This is a genomic window from Streptomyces niveiscabiei (assembly GCF_001419795.1).
Lineage (GTDB): Bacteria > Actinomycetota > Actinomycetes > Streptomycetales > Streptomycetaceae > Streptomyces > Streptomyces niveiscabiei.
Genome location: NZ_LIRL01000378.1, coordinates 1 through 17047 on the forward strand (window position 1 = coordinate 1; position 17047 = coordinate 17047).

The window sequence follows — 17047 nt, forward strand, 5'->3', positions numbered from 1 at the left end:
GCCCCACCCCGCACGACCTCGGCAACACCCCCGACCGTCCCGGCCGGCACCGGGGCCGCTCCCGCTGGTGAGGCTCAGGCGTCGCCGTCGAGGTCCGTGCGCTGCCGCACGACGCTCAGCTCGTCGCCCCGGAGCCGCATCTCGTACAGCTTGCCGCGCGCGTTCTCGAACGGCCGGTGCAGGATCATCATCAGCTCGCCCCCGAACGCCGTGAACAGCATGCCGTGACCGCTGTCCTCGCGGACGAGGGGGCGCCGCTGGGTCCACGGGCCGGTGAGCTCGCCGGACGCGGAGACGGCGTACGTCTGGACGTAGTCCCCGGTGAGGGAGCCGTCCTTACCGGGGACGTTCTTCTCGTACGTCGACCACAGCATGAGGAGCGCGCCGCCGGGGGCGCGGACCAGCTNNGCCGACCGTGCCGGAGAGGTCCGGGGTGAGGCGGATCGCCTCCATCGTGCCGTCGACGGTCTGGAGCCACTCGTGCGCGTACACCAGCCACGGCTGCCCCGCCGGGTCGACGTACAGCGTCCCGTCGAGCGCCATCAGGTGCTCGGGGGTCGTGGGCCGCGACGGGTCCAGGGCGGTGAACGGGCCCAGCAGGGAGTCGGACACGGCGACGACCGTGCCGCGCATGTACGTGCCCTCCGCGAGCCGCCGCTCCTCGTTGTGCAGCGTCGTGAACAGGTAGTACCGGCCGCCGCGTTCGTGCACCTCGGGCGCCCACGCGCCGTCGGTCGCCCAGCCGCCCTCCTGGTCGGCGGCGCGGTAGACGACGACCGGCGGCGCCCAGTCCCGCAGGTCCGCGCTGCGGTAGACCATCGTCCCGGCGCCCGCCACGCCCGACACGGACGGCTCGTTGGACGTGTACAGGTGGTAGGTGCGGGACGTGGCGTCGGCGACGACGTACGGATCGTGCAGCGGCATGCCGGGCAGCCGCAGGGGTTCGGTGGTCACGGGCGGAGGATACGTTCGCCGCCGCCGCGCGGACCACGCGGGTCAGCGGGACAGTTCTCAGCGGGACAGTTCGAGGACCTGTCCGGCCAGGTCGAGGGCGTGGTCCACGCTCTGGTCTACCAGGTAGCCGAGGTCCACGAAGACGTGCTCGACGTCCGTCTCGTCGGCGGTGCGGCGGACGACGTCCGCGATGTCCTGCGGCGTCGACCCGGCCGCCGCGTTGATCCGCAGGATCGCGTCCACCTCCGCCGGGTCGCGGCCCTGCTTCTCGGCCAGCGCGCGGACCTGCCGCAGCTGCGCGGTGACGGTCGCCTGCGGGTCGTAACCGCCGCCGGGCACCACCATCGCGACCGGCAGGACACCGTCCGCCCGGCGGGCGGCGCGGCGCTGCGAGGCGGGGGAGAACGCGGAGAGGTAGACCGGCGGGCGGGGGCTCTGCACCGGCTTCGGGCCGATGTGGGCGGCCGGGATGGAGTGGTGCGGGCCGTCGTGCCGGGCGACGGGGGCGGTCGTCCACACCGACTCCAGGACGTCGAGGCACTCGTCCAGGCGCGCGCCCCGCTCCTTCCAGGGGACGCCGACGCCCTCGTACTCGTCCGGGGACCAGCCCGTGCCGATCCCGGCGATCAGGCGGCCCCGGCTCACCACGTCGATGCCGCTCAGCGAACGGGCCAGCAGGAGGGGCGGGTACCAGGGGGCGATCAGGGTGGAGGTGCCGAGCAGCGCGTCCTCGGTGACCGCGGCGGCCACGGACAGGGCGACGAACGGGTCCAGCGCGGAGTTCATCTCCGGCGGGATCGTGTCGCCGGTGCCGCCGTAGCCGACGACCGGGTCGACCGCCGCGAGCACCCGGTCACCGACCCACAGACTCCCGGCGCCGAGCGCCTCGGCCTCCCGGGCGAACCGGGCCACCTGGTCGAACTGCCGGTCCATCGTGGCGAACTGGGGGAGTGAGAATCCTGTGCGCACGTGCTCCTCCTGCGATCGGCACCGAAAGGTGACGTGTCATCCTGTTGAGCGTTGTCCAGCGTAACTCCGGTGCGCACGGGAGTAGTTGGCCGCCTGGACGGAGGCCGGTAAACGGCCTGTTCCCGCCGATGGGCGTCCGGATCCGACCGGCACCGGCATCAGAGGGCGAGCAGACCGGCGGCCGTTGTGCGGAAGCCGCAGGCGTCGTAGAAGGGGCGGAGGGGTGCCTCGAAGTCGGCGTGCAGCCATGTGCAGCCGGCGGCGCGGGCCTCCTGGGTGGCGGTGGTGACGAGGGTGGCGCCGATGCCCTGCCTGCGGTGGTGGCGGGCGACCACGGTGTCCAGGAGGAAGGCGTGGGCCGCGCCGTCCCAGGCGACGTTGACGAAGCCCACGAGGGTGTTGTCGGCGTAGGCGCAGACCCAGCCGAGGCTGTGGCGGGCCAGGCGATCCGCCCAGGCGGTCTCCGAGGCGGGGTGGCCGAAGCCGTCGGCGTGCAGGGCGCTCAGGGCGGCGTCGTCGAAGCTGCCCCGCCAGGCGTAGGTGATCTTCATGCCGGGATCGTATGTGGGTCGGTGCCTCATGAAGTGGGCGTGGATGCGGCGGACTTGGCGTCCTCGGCGGCCTTCGTGAGGAGGGTCAGCATCGCGGATTCGGCGCGGGTGGGGGACTGGTCGCGGATCGCGTCGAGGACCGCGCGGTGGCTGGGGACGGGGTCGTCGGCGTCGGTGTGGGCGTGGACCATGCGGTCGCGTTCGCGCAGGCCGGGTTCGAGGAGGAGGTCCATCCGGGCGAGCAGCTCGTTGCCGGTGGCGGTCAGGAGCGCGCGGTGGAACGCCGCGTCCGCCTCGGCCGCGGCGTCGCCCCGCGCCTGCCCCATCGCGTCGAGCGCCGCGTCGAGGGCGGCCAGGTCGGCGTCCGTGCGGTGCAGGGCCGCCCGGCGTGCGGCGGCGGGCTCGACGATCGCGCGGACGTCGGTGAGGTCGCGCAGCAGCCGGTCGCCGTCGCCCGTGTCCATGCGCCAGCGGATCACGTCGGCGTCGAGGAGGTTCCAGTGCGCCCGCTCCCGGACGAACGTGCCCCGCTTCTGCCGGGCGTCGGTCAGCCCCTTCCCGGCGAGCACCTTCAACGCCTCCCGCATCACGGTCTGGCTCACGTCCAGCTCGGCGCCGAGCGCGCCGACGTCGAGCGTCTCGCCCACCCCGATCGCGCCGCCCACGATGCGCGCCCCCAGCGCGTGGACGACCTGACCGTGCACACCTCGGCCCGAGTAGGCCGCCATCCCCTCACGTCCCTTCAGCGGATCGCGCTGCCGGACGGCACGTCCAGCAGGGCGAGTTCGTCCCGGTGCGGCAGCCCTTCCCAGTCTCCGCGCGAGGCCACCGCGAACGCCCCGACGACGGCCGCCCGACGTAGCCGCTCACCCGGCGCCAGCCCGTCCAGCAGCCCGGAGAGATAGCCCGCGCAGAACGCGTCCCCGGCCCCGACGGTGTCCGCCACCGGTACGGGGAGCGCGGGCTGGTGCAGGCGGCCACCGGCGGCCGGGTACAGGTCGGCCCCGTCGCCGCCCCGCTTGACGACCACCTCCCGCACCCCGCCGGCCAGCAGCTCGCCGATGTCGTCCGCGACCAGGGGCAGTTCGTCGTCCGAGGCGATCAGGACGTCGACCTGCCCGCGCAGCCGGCGCAGGCACTCGGCCGCCGCGTCCCGGCTCCACAGCCGCGCACGGTGGTTGACGTCCAGGACGACGGTCCAGCCGTACGCGCGGGCGTGTTCGACGGCCGCCGTCACCGCGTCGCCCGCCCCGATCGCGCAGGTGATGCCGGTGACGTGCAGCAGCCGCGCCCCGTCCGCCAGCGCGGCGGCGAGGTGCTCCGGCCGCTGCCGGGACGCGGCGGACCCGGTACGCCAGTAGTGCACGCGGCTCACGTCGCCCACGAGACGCTCACGCAGCATGGCCCCCGTCGGCGCCTCCGGGTCGGTCGTGGCGTGCCGGACGTCGACGCCCTCCCCGCGCAGCGCCCGCAGGATCACCCGGGCCGGTTCGTCCGCGCCCAGCCGGCCCGCCCAGGAGACGCGGTGACCGAGCCGGGCGAGCCCCACGGCGACGTTCGACTCGGCCCCGGCGACCGACGTACGGGCGGCGGCGCCCACGGTCAGCGCGCCCTCGGCCTGGAGCGACACCATCGTCTCGCCGAAGGTCAGGACGTCCGCGCTCACGACGTCACCTCGCGGAACCGCCGTACACGCGCCCGGAGTTGATCGAGATCGCCGCCGTGCGCCGCGTCCCCGACGAGGGGCGAGCCGACCCCGACCGCGAGGGCCCCGGCCGCGAACCACTCCGGTACGGAATCGGCGTCGACGCCGCCGACCGGGACGACCGGCATGTCGGGGAACGGGTCCTTGAGGGCTCGCAGATATGCCGGGCCGCCCAGCGAGGCGGGGAACAGCTTCACCGCACTGGCCCCGGCCGCCATCGCGGCGTACGCCTCCGTCGGCGTCGACGCGCCCGCGAGAACGGGGAGTTCCTCCTCCACGGCGGCGTGCACGCCCTCGCTCAGGACCGGCGTGACGATCCAGGACGCGCCCGCGTCCCGGGCACGCAGCAGCTGGTCCCGGGTGACGACGGTGCCCGCGCCGATCAGGGCGTCGCCGCCCGCCGCCCGGACGGCCCGCGCGATCACCTCGTACGCGTCCGCGGTGTTGAGGGAGACCTCGACGAGGCCGATGCCCTCCTCGACGAGGGTGAGGACGGTACGCAGCGCGGCGTCGGCGGAACGGCCGCGCACGATCGCGGCGAGGCGGTCACGGGCCAGGCGGGCGGTGAAGTCGGTGGGAAGCACGCGCGGTATTAAATAATAATTAACGGTCGTGGCCAAGGGGCGCCCAGGAACGGCAAGGGCCCCGCCCCGGCCCGAAGACGGGAACGGCAAAGGCCCCGCCCCGGCCCGAAGACCGGAAGCGGGGCCCCGCCAGGACTCAGCGCTGCTCTGCGATGTCCACATCAGCCGCCTTGAACTTCGCCGGCGTCTTCTTCCCGCAGAACGCTGCCTCCAGCGTCCCGCCCAGCGCCGTGTTCGCGGACCCCTTGTTCGACGTGTTCGCCATCGCCGACAGCGCCCGCTTCCCGTCCTTCGTCGCGAACGTGTACGTGTAGAACCCCTGCACGGTCCCGGTGTGCCCGAACACCTGCACCCCGCAGGTCAGGTCGTACCGCCGCAGACCCAGCCCGTAGAAGCGCGTGTTGGTCGTGTCGGTCGGCGTGACCGTCCGCATCGCCTCCAGCATCGCGGGCGACAGCAGCCGGCCCCGCATCAGCGCCGTCGTGAACGTGTTCAGGTCGGCCGGGCTGGAGATGACCGCCCCGGCGGACTGCGCCCACGACACCGTCTGCTCCGTCGAGTCGACCAGCGGCGCGCCCGCCTCGTCCGGGTGCAGGTACCCGCGCACGTGGAAGCCGGGGATCTTCGTCGCGGGGTGGACGTACAGAGTGTCGCGCAGCCCCAGCGGCTGGAAGATCCGGTGCTCGTACTGCTCGGCGACCGGCGTCCCCGTCAGCTTCTCGATGAGCATTCCCACGACCACGAAGTTCGTGTTGGAGTACCGGTAGGACACCCCCGGCTCCGTGGTCCGGGGCAGGGCCAGCGACAGGTTCAGCAGCTCCTGGTAGCCGAACACCCGGTTGCGGACCGACTCGAAGCCCGGGACGGTGTGCTCGAACATGTCGTCCGTGTAGTCCGCGAGACCGCTGCGGTGCGTCAGCAGGTGGCGCACGGTGATCCGGTCGTCCGGCAGCAGGCCGGGGAGGTACTGGTTGACCGGCGCGTCCAGCGTCAGCCTGCCCTCCTGGACGAGCTGGAGGAGGACCACGCTGGAGAACGTCTTGCTGACACTGCCGATGCGGAAGCGCGCGTGGATGTCCATGGGCGCGCCGGTCTCCCGGTCACGGACGCCGACGGTGCGCACCTGCGCGCCGTACGGGCCGACGTAGCGGGCCATCGCGCCGGGCGCGCCCTGGGCCATGGCCGCCTTGAGGGCGGTCTCCACGCCCTCCATGTCGGCGGTGGGAACGGTCGGGGCCGGCGCGGCGTACGCGCTGGTGGCGGGCAGGACCCCGGTGGTGAGAGCGGCGATCAGGGTGGCGCCGGTGATGAGCCGTCGTGCGTGCGACAACGTGGTTCCTTGTCTCGTCGGTGATGATCGGCGGTGGGGAGACACCCCACAAGAGGCACAAGATCCACCGTTCGGTTCCGACGACGCACAGATTTCTCACAACATCACCCGGGCGCCACCCGTCAGGTCACGCGGACGCGCAGGCGGTCCCGTTCAGGCTGAACCCGGAAGGCGCCGTGAACGCCCCGCTGTAGGTGCCCTGGAACCCGAACGACTGCGTGCCGCCCGGCGCGATGCTCGCGTTGTGCGCGACCGGCGCCGCCGTCACCTGCCCCGAGGACGGCGACACGGACGCGTTCCACGCACTGGTGATCTGCTGCCCCGACGGCAGCGCGAACGCCAGCCGCCAGTCGCTGACCGGCGCCGAACCCGTGTTGCCCACGGTCACGTTGGCGGTGAACCCGCCCGCCCACACGTTCGTCGCGTACGTCACCGAACAGGCCGTACCGCCACCGGGATTGCCCGGCCCGGTGCCCGTGTTCACGCTGGACGAGAAGGAGTTGACGGCGAGACCCGTCCCGTTCTGCCACGGCTCGAACCCGGCCTGGACGCTCGTCAGGTACCAGTTGTTCTGGGCCAGTCCGCGCGCGACCGTCTGCCGTACGAAGTCCATGACGTCGAAGCTCCAGCTGCCGATGGCCGACGGCGCGACGAACGACAGCACGTCGTTCGTGCCGTTGCCGCCCTGCCACATCTGCCAGCTCCGGCCGCCCACCGTCACGTTGCCGACCGGCGACCCGATCGGCTGGATCGACCCGACCCGGTTGAACCAGATCATGATCTCCGTCCGGTTCACCCCGTCCTTGCGGGGCGTCGGGTCGAGCCAGATGTCGTACGACGCGTTGTAGACGGCGTCCGACACGAACCCGTACGAGATGCTGCTCGGCGCGCTGGAGATCCCGGACAACTGCGCGGGCAGGTTGGTCCCGGGCGAACAGTTCGTGTAGTGGCAGCCGTTGAAGACGGACGGGTACGACTTCGGCGCCCCGTTCGTCGGCACCGAGCCGTCGGCCCGGGTCACCCGGAACCCGGAGTCGGTGGAGGTGACGCACTGCGTCTGGGACGTGCCCCACCGGTTGTTCTGGACGACGTAGCGCCCCTGGATCGTGGTGCTCGCGAACTGGTCGCACAGCACGGTGTCGGCCTGCGCCGGCGGGGTCACGGTGAACAGCGCGGCGACGGTGGCCAGCGCGGTCACCAGGACGCCGAGCAGGGAGTGGGGGAAGTGCGGGGACGGTCGCATGCGGGCCTCTTTCGGAGGTACGGCCGGAATCGGGGACGCCGGTCCTGGGAACCCCCGCCTCCGCACCTGGTGGGAGCGCTCCCATGGCGTGTTGGTCGGGACTATAGGGGCCCCCGCTGCCCCTGTCACCCCGTCGAACGGAAGTCGAACGGAATTCGCCCCCCCCGGGGCCTCGGCTTGTTTTTCGACCTCAGGCGTGCGCGCGCAGATGTTCCCTCAGCCACTGCTCGGTGTTGCTCACGTGCAGCAGCGCGGCGGCCTGGCTGAGCCCGGCGTCGCGGGTGGCCAGCGCGGCGTAGATCGCCTCGTGCTCGGCGAGGGTGCGGCCCGAGGCCCGGTCGTCGACCAGGCCGCGCCAGATGCGGGCGCGCAGGGTGCGGCCGGAGATGCCCTCCAGGAGCGTGAGGAGCGTGTCGTTGCCGGTGGCGGTGACGACCGCGCGGTGGAAGGCCGCGTCGTGCGCGTTGAGCTGCTCGACGTCGTCGCGGGCCTCCCGCATCGCCTCCAGGTGCCGCTTCACCTCGGCGAGCTGCGGATCCGAGATACGGGTCGCCGCGAGCGCGGTCGCCGCCGGCTCCAGGAGGCGGCGTACCTCCATGAAGTCCTTCAGGGCCGCCGAGTCGCCCTGGAGCAGCTCGACCGCACCGCCGAGACCCTCCAGGAGAAGGCTCGGCTGGAGGCTGGTGACGTACGTGCCGTCGCCCCGGCGGACCTCCAGGACCCGGGCCACGGCCAGCGCCTTGACGGCCTCGCGGGCGAGGTTGCGGGAGAGGCCGAGCTGTGCGGCGAGGTCGGGTTCCGGCGGGAGCTTCGAACCGGGGGGCAGCGCGCCCGTCCGGATCAGCTCGCGGATCTGCGCGATGGCCCTGTCCGTCAGCGACATGCCGCTTCCCTCCCGTTGATCCGCTCGCCCGATGATAGTGCCGTCAAACATGCGATGTCTGCCACGTTCCATGATGGCCGAAAACCTGAGAAAAGCCGCCAACTCGCCACCTGGTAACAGTGATTCATCCCTTCACACCCGTTGACACGCCCCCGCCCCAGGACCGACCTTCGTGCGTAACAGACCCCAGGAACAGGGATGTACACATGTCGAACTCGTTCAACAGGCGCCGCTTCCTGGCCGGTTCCACGGGCGTGGCCGCCGCCGCGGTGGCGGGCGGAGTGTTCGCTCCCGGCACCGCGCAGGCCGCGCCGAGGCGGTACACCCCCGACTGGGACTCGGTCGACCGCCACCCGGCGGCCCCGGAGTGGTTCCGGGACGCGAAGTTCGGGATCTACTTCCACTGGGGCGCCTTCAGCGTCCCCGCGTACGACAACGAGTGGTACCCGCGCAACATGTACGAGACCGGCAGCCGCGCCAACCTCCACCACGTCGCCACCTACGGCGAACCCGCGGCCTGGCCCTACCACCACTTCGTCACCGGCGACCACGACGCGGCGGGCCGGCCCGTGCAGTTCGCGCCGAGACTCACCTCGGCGGGCGGGAAATTCGACCCCGCGGAGTGGGCGCGGCTCTTCGCCGACGCGGGCGCCCGCTTCGCCGGGCCGGTCGCCGAGCACCACGACGGGTTCTCCATGTGGGAGAGCCAGGTCAACGAATGGAACTCGGTGGACCGGGGCCCCGGCCTCGACCTCCTGCGGATCTTCTCGGACGCCGTACGCGCCCAGGGCCTCAAGCTCCTGGTCGCGATGCACCACGCCTACAACTTCACCGGCTACTACGAGAACGTCCCCCCGCAGAGCGACGCCGGTCTCCGCAAGTTCTACGGCCAGCTGGGACCTGCCGCCGAGAACCAGCTCTGGTTCGACAAGCTCAAGGAGGTCGTCGACCGGTCCCACCCGGACATCCTCTGGCAGGACTTCAACCTGACGGCCGTCGACGAGACCCAGCGCCTCAACTTCCTCGCCTACTACTACAACCAGGCCGAGAGCCGGGGCCAGGAGGTCGTCGCCACCTACAAGGACGGCATGAACGGCAAGGGCGAGGTCTTCGACTTCGAACGCGGCGGCCCCGCCGACCTCACCGCCCCCTACTGGCTCACCGACGACAGCATCTCCAGCAGCAGCTGGTGCTACACCGAAGGCATCGGCTACTACACCGTCCAGGAGATGCTCCACTCCTTCCTCGACCGGGTCAGCAAGAACGGCAACGTCCTGCTGAACATCGCGCCCCTGGCCGACGGCACGATCCCGCAGGCCCAGCGGGACATCCTGCTCGGCATCGGCGACCACCTGCGCCGCTTCGGCGAGTCCGTGTACGCGACCCGCGCGTGGACCGCGTACGGCGAGGGCCCCACCAAGATGGGCGGCGGCTCCTTCACCCGGCCGCACGCCGGAACCCCCCAGGACATCCGCTTCACCCGCGACAAGGCGAGCCGCGTCCTGTACGCGACCGTCCTCGGCTGGCCCGGCGACTCCCTCACGATCACCACACTCGGCGCCGACCGCATCGACCTCTCGACGCTGGCCTCCACCCAGCTCCTCGGCACCGACGCCGGAACCTACCTCGACCTGCCCGCCCCGGCGCAGGGCCCCGCAGGACTGCGGGTCACCCTGCCCGCCACCGCCCCCTACAGCGCGGGCGCCTACGTCCTCAAGCTCACCTTCTCCGGCCCGATCCCCGCCCTGCGCCCGCTCTCCGGCGCCGTCGCCCACCAGGGCCGGGCCGCCGCCGCCCTGCCCGTCGGCGACTACCCGGCGCAGGCCCTGACGGCGGCCGGGCTGCGCCCCGGCGACCTCACCTCCGTACGCCTGGCCCCCGGCTTCCAGCTGACCGGCTACGCCGGGGACGACTTCACGGGAGCCGCCCGGACCGTCACCACCGACACCTCCGGCCTGCGCGCCGGCTCCCTGAAGGTCCGGTTCGTCCCGTCGGCGTACCTCAGGATCACCAACGTCACCAGCGGACTCGCCCTCGACAGCGGCGGCGACGTCGCCCCGGGGACCGGGCTCAAGCAGTGGACGTGGGACGGCAGCCCGAACCTCCAGTGGCAGGTCGTCGAGGCCGAGGACGGCTGGTACAAGCTGGTCAACCGCACCAACGGCATGGTCGTCGACGGCGGGGGCGCCACCGCCGACGGCTCGGCCGCCCGGCAGTCGGCCTGGAACGGCTCCGCCACCCAGCAGTGGAAGATCGTCCACCGGGGCGACGGCCGCCACTCCATCGCCAACCGCGCCACCGGCCTCGTCCTCGACGGCGGCGGCGCGGTCCCCTCCGGCTCGGCCACCAAGCAGTGGACGTACGGCACCAGCACCAACCTGCTCTGGACGTTCACCGCGCTCTGACCGCCCCTCCCCACCGGTCGGCGGGGGTGTTCCCCCTGGCCGGGGGATGATCGACGGCCCACGACACGCTGAGATGGGAGGGTCGGACCGAAAGAGCGAGGAGCAGACGGATGAGCGGCGTCGGACCCGAGGCCACGGCGGAGAAACCGCCCGCACGGGAGACCTTCAAGGCGCTGCGCGCGTACGTACGCCCGCACCGGTGGGCCGTCGCACTCGGCCTGCTCCTCGCGCTGCTCGGCGCGGCGGGCGGGCTCGCGCAGCCCCTCGCCACCAAGGCGCTCCTCGACCGGCTGTCGGCGGGCGAGAGCGTCGCCGCGATCCTGGCCGCGCTGACCGCGCTCGTCCTGCTCGGCACGGCTGCCGAGGCGCTCGGCGGATACGTCCTGGAGCGGACGGCCGAGTCGGTCGTCCTCGCGGCACGCCGCTCCCTCGTCGGACGGCTGCTGCGGCTGCGCCTCGTCGAGGTGGAACGCGTCCCGCCGGGCGACCTCATGTCCCGGGTCACCTCCGACACGACGCTGCTGCGGGCCGTCACCACGCACGCGGTCGTCTCGGCGGCCACCGGCTCCGTCGCGTTCGTCGCCGCGCTCGCCCTGATGGCGGCCCTCGACGCCGTCCTGCTGGGCGTGACCCTCGGCGTGCTCGCGGTGATCGGCGGCGCCGTCGCCCTGGTCATGCCGAGGATCGCGCGGGCCACCGAACGCGCCCAGGAGTCGGTGGGGGAGATCTCCACCGTCCTGGAGCGGGCCTTCGGCGCGTACCGCACCATCAAGGCGTCCGGCGCCGAGGAGCGCGAGACCGCCCGCGCGGAGACGGCCGTACGGCGGGCCTGGCAGCACGGCGTCCGCACCGCGAAGTGGTCGTCCGCGGCGGACGCCTCGGTCGGGCTCGCCGTACAGCTGTCGTTCCTCGCGGTGCTCGGCGTCGGCGGGCTGCGGGTCGCGTCCGGCGCGATCCCCGTGTCGACGCTGATGGCGTTCCTGCTGTACCTCTTCTACCTGATCGACCCGGTGTCCCGGCTGGTCGACGCCGTCACCCAGTACCAGGAGGGGGCCGCCGCGATCTCCCGGATCACGCAGGCCGAACGCCTCGCCGTCGAACCCGGCGAGTCCCTGGCGAACACCCCGCCCACCGAGACGTCGGCCGCGCCGGTCCGCTTCGAGGACGTCTCCTTCCGGTACGGGCCCGGCCTGCCGCCGGTCCACGACCGGGTCGCCTTCGACGTCCCGGCCACCGGCCTCACCGCCTTCGTCGGCCCCTCCGGCGCCGGCAAGTCGACGGTGTTCGCGCTGCTGGAACGGTTCTACGAGGCGGACTCCGGCCGCGTCCTCGTCGACGGCACCGACGTACGGGACTGGTCCCTGCCCCACCTGCGCTCCACCCTCGGGTACGTCGAACAGGACGCGCCCGTCCTCGCCGGCACCCTGCGGGAGAACCTCCTGTTCGCCGCGCCCGACGCGACCGACGACGACCTGCGGGACGTCCTGGCCCGCACGCGGCTCACCGGACTCGTCGACCGGCTGCCGGACGGCCTCGACACGCCCGTGGGACACCGGGGTTCGACCCTCTCCGGCGGCGAGCGCCAACGCGTCGCCATCGCACGGGCGCTGCTGCGCAGGCCCCGGCTGCTCCTCATGGACGAGGCGACGTCCCAGCTCGACGCCGTCAACGAACTCGCCCTGCGGGACCTGGTGGAGGAGACGGCTCGCGAGACGACGGTCCTGGTGGTCGCCCATCGGCTGTCGACGGTCATCCGCGCGGACCGGATCGTCGTGATGGAGGCGGGGCGGGTGCGGGCGGTGGGGACACACGAGGAACTGCTCGCCGGGGACCGGCTGTATGCGCGGCTGGCGGCCACGCAGCTTCTGGCACCGGCGAGTTGACGGGTGCGGGGTTGGTGGGGCTCGCGCTGGGTGGCGGCCTCGCTTGGCTGGGAAAACGGCGGCGCCGAGTAGGGCGGCCGGAGGGTCACGCGGGAGGCGCAAGCGTAGGCGGGCCCTGCTGAGTGCAGGGCCCGCCAACAGGTGATCGTCGGCCTGGTGGCCGTCAGGCTGCGGTCACTTGATGCAGACCAGCCCGAGCAGGCAGAGCCCGGCGGGGTCGGTGGCGTCCGACGCGGTCCCCGATCCGGCCGTTCCCGATCCGGAGGTCCCCGATCCGGAGGTGCCCGAGCCCGACGACCCGGAACCCGCCGAAGCCCCCGATCCCGAGGCGCCCGACCCGGCAGACCCCGACCCCGAGGTGCCCGACCCGGACGTGCCGCCCCCGGACGGCGACGGCGCGGGCGTCGGCGCGGTCGCCGCGCCCGAGGTGCCCGGCGTCGTGGCGGTGCCCTGCGAGCCGGTGGAAGGCGTCGGCGACGAGGGCGCGGCCTGCTGCCGGTTCGCCGGGGCGCCCTGCGGCTGCGCGGCGGACCGCTCGCGCACCGCGTCCGGCGTGCGGACGTCCGGCGCGGAGTGCCCGGAACCCGTGGCCCCCGAGCCCTCGGCCGTACCGCGCGCCGCCGAGGAGCGGCCGGGTGCCGTACCGGGCGTGGCCCGCTGCGCGTCGGACGCCGTCGTACCCGGCGTGGACTGGGTGATCTCCTCCTCGGCGATCCCCATCGTCTCCCGGTCCGGCGCGGACGCGGCCTGCGTGCGGGCCGGGGTCTGCCGGTTCATCGAGGCGACCGTGAGACCTCCGCCGACCAGGGCGACCGCCGTGGCGACCAGGGCCCGGCGCTGGGTCTTGCGCCACCGCTCCCGCTGACGGCGGCGCGCGGCACGCCCGTCGGGGGTGGCGGCGGCGTTGTACGGGACGTCGGCGTCGTGGGCGGACTCGGCTGGGCCGGCGTCGTACGAGGTGTCGTGCGGGGGTTCGGCGGGGAAGGCGTGCTGGACCTGTGCCGCCGTGCTCGACGCGATCGGTGCGGGCGCTCCGCCGGGGAGCGGGGCGATGTCCGGGGCGTAGGCACCGCACCCGGGGCACACCAGGGCACCGTTGAGATGACGACGGCACGTGGAGCAGTAGTCCATCCGTGGCCTTCCTGACTCGACTGCGCCACCGGCTCGTTGCGCCGTGGCAAGGTTTCCGTTCGCACGGGGGGCCGAACGGCGAGAACGCTAGCGAGCCTTTCGACAGGCCGTGCGCAGCCTGTGTGAAGCAGTTGAGGAGATGCCGTCGGCATTGTCCGAACACAGGCATAGGAAGGGACTTACCGGATTCTCACATGGGGCGATACCCGTACTCCCTTGGCGGGTAAGGGAGTTGAGCCGCCGAGACCCCCGCCGGGGCGGGTTCCGGCTCGGGTTCCGGTGTCGGCTCGGGGCGTGGGAGCGGCTCGGGTCCCGGCATCGGAGGCTGCGGCGGGGGAGAGGGGACCGGCCCCGGGACAGGGCGGGGCGGCAGCGGGTCCGGACGGGTCGGGTCGGGCTGGCCGGGCGGCCGGGGAATCGTCATGGTCCTTAGCTCCGGAGGGTGCGCGTACGCGTGCCGGGTCTCCCGCCGCGCGCCCTTCAAACCCGGCGGCGGCCACGGGCATGGGAGACACCGGCCAGGGCACCCGGGGACGACGCACCCCCCAGACACGAATCGGAGTGGATCCCCGTGACCGACCACTTTCCCAACGGCGCCGACTCCGCCGTCCGCCTCGCCCTGAGGGCGGTCGTCACGGGCGACGCGGACCGGGCCGAACTGCGCACGCTCGCCGCGAGCGAGATCCTCGTCCCCGTCGGCGACCCGCCCGGCGAACAGCCGCCCGTCACGGTCGCCGTCCCCGTCTACGAACAGCCCGACGGCACCGAACTCGTCCCGGTCTTCACCTCCCAGGACCGCCTGACCCACGCCTTCCCCCAGGCCACCCAGCACCGCCGCATCCTCCTCGGCGCCCTCGCCCACGAGCGGCCCGCCGAGGGCCCCATGCTGGTCATCGACGCGGGCACCCCGGAAGAGGTGACCCTGACGCCCCGAGGAGTCCGCGACCTCCTGGACGACGGGCCCGACGGGTACGACGGCAACGGGTACGGCGGCGGGACGCTCTGACCCCGCCGCCTCACCCCTGAGGCTGCTCCTCCAGCACCGTCGACAGCTCCATGCTCCGCTCGACCAGCGCCTGCGCCGTCTCCGTCAGCCGCACCCGGTGCCGGTCGGCGTAGGCGGCCAGGAGCCGGGCCGCCTCGCGGATCGTCGTGCCCGCGTACTCCGCGACCATCCCCTTGGCGATCTCCAGCGTGGCCTTCGCGGCGATGACGCTCTGGACCCGGGTCACGACGTCGTCGGGGCGCCCCGGCTCGGCGTACCAGTGCATGAGCGCCAGCGTCGCGAGATCGGCGAGGGCCTGGGCGAGCAGCGCGTCGTCCTCGCGGAGGCGCCCCGGGGCGGCGCGTACGAGGGTGAGGGCGCCCAGCGACCGTTCGTGCAGCCGCATCGGGACCGCGTGGAAGGAGACGTACCCGGCGTCGGCCATGGCCCCGGCGACCTTCGGCCACTGCTCCCGCATGGCGGCGACGTCCGGGACGACGACCGGCTCACCGGTGCGGTAGCACTCCACGCACGGGCCGTGGCCGTTCTGTAAGTACAGCAGGTCGGTGAAGGCGACGGCGTCGTCCGTCGTCGCCATCGTCCTCAGCCCCCCGCGCGCGTCGGCGATCATGACGGCCGCCGCGTCCACGTCCAGCAGGTCGCGGCAGACGTCCACCAGCTGGTGGAAGAGGTGCAGGGGGTCGAACTCGGCGGTATAGGTGTCCGAGAGAGACACGAAAGCCTGAGCCAGCTGTCGCTCGCGGTTCATCGTGCCTCCTGGCGGTCGGTCTCAGTCATCGCGAAGATCCAGCGTGCCGTCGATGACGCCCCGGGCGATCTCGGTGGTGGTGCGGCCCTCGGCGAACGCCCGGGCCCGCAGGCGCAGGAGCGCCTCCTCGGCGTTCACGCCCAGCCGTACCATCATCATCCCGGTCGCCTGGTGCACCTCCTCGCGGTCCGCCTCCGCTGCCGCCAGCCACGTTACGACTCCTTCCCGGCGCGCAGAAGCGTGGTCCAGGGCGATGACGGCGAGCGCGACCGCGTCGGCGACCAGCAGGGCCGTACGGATGTGGTCGTCGCTGAGCGAACCGGACGTCTCCCGGTACAGGTCGAGGGTGCCGAGCGCGCCCGCGCCGCCCGCCAGTGGCAGCGAGAACGCGGCCTCCGCGCCCGCCTTCGCGGCCTGCACGGAGAACAGCGGCCAGCGCCGGGTGGCCGGGGGCCGCGTCAGGTCGGTCGCGAAGACGGGTGCCCGCAGCCGCACCGCCTCCATGCCGGGGCCCTCGCCGAGCGTGTACTGGATCTCCGCGAGCCGCGCCGCGACCGAGTCGCTCGCGCACAGCACGACCCCCATGTCCGTGCTGTCGCCGAGCACCGACACCGACAGCCCCGAGGCCACCGGCAGCAGCGACACGCACGCCCGGCACAGCGCCTCCGGCACCTCCGACGCGGGCAACCCCCGCACCCCGGCGATGAGTTCGCTCGTGACCCGGGCCCGCTCGACGTCGAGTTCCTCCTCGGCGTTCCAGTCGTCCTCGGCCACCCCCATCACCTCCCGGTCCAGCGGCGGACACGCTCACTCGATCTTGACACAGCGGCCCCCGCGGACCGGGTGTCCCCTCGGAGGTGAGGAAAACCGCACGGAAGGGTACCCGTGGGGCCCCTGGCCGAGAAGCCCTCCTTGGCGCGCCCCCGGGCCCCCTTCCACACTGACGGGCAGTGCGGCGGAGCGGGGGGCGGATGGCCGGGCGGAGCGGGCGTCGGCAGAAGGTACGGCAGCGGCGGCGGGCGGGGCTCTGGGCAGCCGCCGTCGTCGGGTTCCTGGCGTGGCGGTGGCCCTGGCTGCTGGCGGCGCTCGGGGGGCTCGCGGCGGCCGGCGGCGCCGGATGGTTCCTGTGGGCCGCGCACCGGCGCGCCCGCCTCGGCGACCTCGCCTGGCGGCGCCACGAACACCGGATCGCCCTGGAGCGGTCCATGGCCGCCGTCGACGCCCTGACCTGGCAGGACTTCGAGCGGTACGTCGCCGAGCTGTGCCGGCGCGACGGCTGTACCGGCGTGCGCGTGGTCGGCGGCGCGGGCGACCTCGCGGCGGACGTCGTCGGGGTGCTGCCCGACGGGCGGCGACTCGTCGTCCAGGTCAAGCACTACGCGCCGCACCGCAAGGTGCCCAGCGGGGATGTGCAGAAGTTCGTCGGGATGGCGTTCGCCGAACACCGCGCGGACGTCGCCCTGTTCGTGGCGACCTGCGAATTCAGCGAGCCGGCGCGGGACTTGGCGGTGCGGCACGGCATCGTCGCCCTCAACCGGGAGCTGTTCGGGGCGTGGAACAGCGGGGCCACGCTCGGCTCGCTGCTGCCGCTCGGCGGGAGGGGCGGAGGACCTCGGCGCCGGCGCGCGGGGTGAGGAGGGGGCGCGTGGCGCCGG

At 73.3% G+C, this 17047-nt stretch carries 15 protein-coding genes and 2 pseudogenes; 4 read left to right on the forward strand and 13 right to left on the reverse strand.

Annotated elements, in window-relative coordinates:
* Positions 1-74: 74 nt before the first annotated feature.
* The 10 genes and pseudogenes from AOK24_RS50810 to AOK24_RS18940 form a co-directional block, all read right to left on the reverse strand.
* Positions 75-406, reverse strand: a pseudogene (locus tag AOK24_RS50810) (glycoside hydrolase); the annotation flags it as partial.
* A gap of 2 nt (positions 407-408) precedes the next feature.
* A pseudogene (locus tag AOK24_RS50815) lies at positions 409-924 on the reverse strand (family 43 glycosylhydrolase); the annotation flags it as partial.
* Between the two features lie 87 nt (positions 925-1011).
* Positions 1012-1923: a TIGR03619 family F420-dependent LLM class oxidoreductase gene (locus AOK24_RS18905; RefSeq protein ID WP_055721246.1), complete on the reverse strand. Its 912-nt coding sequence runs from the start codon at positions 1921-1923 to the stop codon at positions 1012-1014.
* A gap of 158 nt (positions 1924-2081) precedes the next feature.
* A complete protein-coding gene (locus AOK24_RS18910; RefSeq protein WP_055721247.1) occupies positions 2082-2474 on the reverse strand; it encodes a GNAT family N-acetyltransferase in 393 nt (130 codons plus the stop codon).
* Positions 2475-2500: 26 nt separating this feature from the next.
* On the reverse strand, positions 2501-3202 hold the full coding sequence (locus AOK24_RS18915) for a FadR/GntR family transcriptional regulator (protein ID WP_055721248.1): 702 nt from the start codon (positions 3200-3202) through the stop codon (positions 2501-2503).
* Positions 3203-3216: 14 nt separating this feature from the next.
* On the reverse strand, positions 3217-4140 hold the full coding sequence (locus tag AOK24_RS18920) for a sugar kinase (RefSeq protein WP_079056881.1): 924 nt from the start codon (positions 4138-4140) through the stop codon (positions 3217-3219).
* Entirely contained in the window at positions 4137-4763 is a 627-nt protein-coding gene (locus AOK24_RS18925; RefSeq protein ID WP_079056882.1) for a bifunctional 4-hydroxy-2-oxoglutarate aldolase/2-dehydro-3-deoxy-phosphogluconate aldolase, read from the reverse strand. The genes AOK24_RS18920 and AOK24_RS18925 overlap by 4 nt, the downstream gene beginning before the upstream one ends.
* Before the next feature lie 136 nt (positions 4764-4899).
* The gene (locus AOK24_RS18930) at positions 4900-6093 is read right to left on the reverse strand and encodes a serine hydrolase domain-containing protein (protein WP_055721249.1); all 1194 of its coding nucleotides are present in this window, start codon (positions 6091-6093) and stop codon (positions 4900-4902) included.
* A 127-nt stretch (positions 6094-6220) separates the two neighbouring features.
* On the reverse strand, positions 6221-7336 hold the full coding sequence (locus tag AOK24_RS18935) for a glycoside hydrolase family 12 protein (RefSeq protein WP_055721250.1): 1116 nt from the start codon (positions 7334-7336) through the stop codon (positions 6221-6223).
* 190 nt (positions 7337-7526) lie between these two features.
* On the reverse strand, positions 7527-8219 hold the full coding sequence (locus tag AOK24_RS18940) for a FadR/GntR family transcriptional regulator (RefSeq protein ID WP_055721251.1): 693 nt from the start codon (positions 8217-8219) through the stop codon (positions 7527-7529).
* Between the two features lie 206 nt (positions 8220-8425).
* On the opposite strand from AOK24_RS18940, the gene AOK24_RS18945 reads away from it, so the two are divergent.
* Both AOK24_RS18945 and AOK24_RS18950 read left to right on the forward strand, forming a co-directional pair.
* Positions 8426-10624 carry an alpha-L-fucosidase gene (locus tag AOK24_RS18945; protein ID WP_055721252.1) on the forward strand — a complete coding sequence of 733 codons (2199 nt, stop codon included), beginning with the start codon at positions 8426-8428 and terminating at the stop codon, positions 10622-10624.
* Between the two features lie 110 nt (positions 10625-10734).
* Complete coding sequence (locus AOK24_RS18950) at positions 10735-12507, forward strand: ABC transporter ATP-binding protein (RefSeq protein ID WP_055721253.1); 1773 nt, start codon at positions 10735-10737, stop codon at positions 12505-12507.
* Positions 12508-12681: 174 nt separating this feature from the next.
* Here AOK24_RS18950 and AOK24_RS18955 read toward each other — a convergent pair whose 3' ends face one another.
* Positions 12682-13638: an SCO2400 family protein gene (locus AOK24_RS18955; protein WP_055721254.1), complete on the reverse strand. Its 957-nt coding sequence runs from the start codon at positions 13636-13638 to the stop codon at positions 12682-12684.
* A 571-nt stretch (positions 13639-14209) separates the two neighbouring features.
* Between AOK24_RS18955 and AOK24_RS18960 the strand changes: the two genes are divergently transcribed.
* On the forward strand, positions 14210-14644 hold the full coding sequence (locus tag AOK24_RS18960) for an SseB family protein (RefSeq protein ID WP_055721255.1): 435 nt from the start codon (positions 14210-14212) through the stop codon (positions 14642-14644).
* A 10-nt stretch (positions 14645-14654) separates the two neighbouring features.
* On the opposite strand, the gene AOK24_RS18965 is transcribed toward AOK24_RS18960, so the two are convergent.
* Together AOK24_RS18965 and AOK24_RS18970 are read right to left on the reverse strand one after the other, a co-directional pair.
* Entirely contained in the window at positions 14655-15392 is a 738-nt protein-coding gene (locus tag AOK24_RS18965) for a GAF and ANTAR domain-containing protein (RefSeq protein ID WP_055721256.1), read from the reverse strand.
* 21 nt (positions 15393-15413) lie between these two features.
* A complete protein-coding gene (locus tag AOK24_RS18970) occupies positions 15414-16166 on the reverse strand; it encodes a GAF and ANTAR domain-containing protein (RefSeq protein WP_409120753.1) in 753 nt (250 codons plus the stop codon).
* 197 nt (positions 16167-16363) lie between these two features.
* On the opposite strand from AOK24_RS18970, the gene AOK24_RS18975 reads away from it, so the two are divergent.
* The gene (locus AOK24_RS18975) at positions 16364-17026 is read left to right on the forward strand and encodes a restriction endonuclease (RefSeq protein ID WP_055721258.1); all 663 of its coding nucleotides are present in this window, start codon (positions 16364-16366) and stop codon (positions 17024-17026) included.
* Positions 17027-17047: the final 21 nt, after the last annotated feature.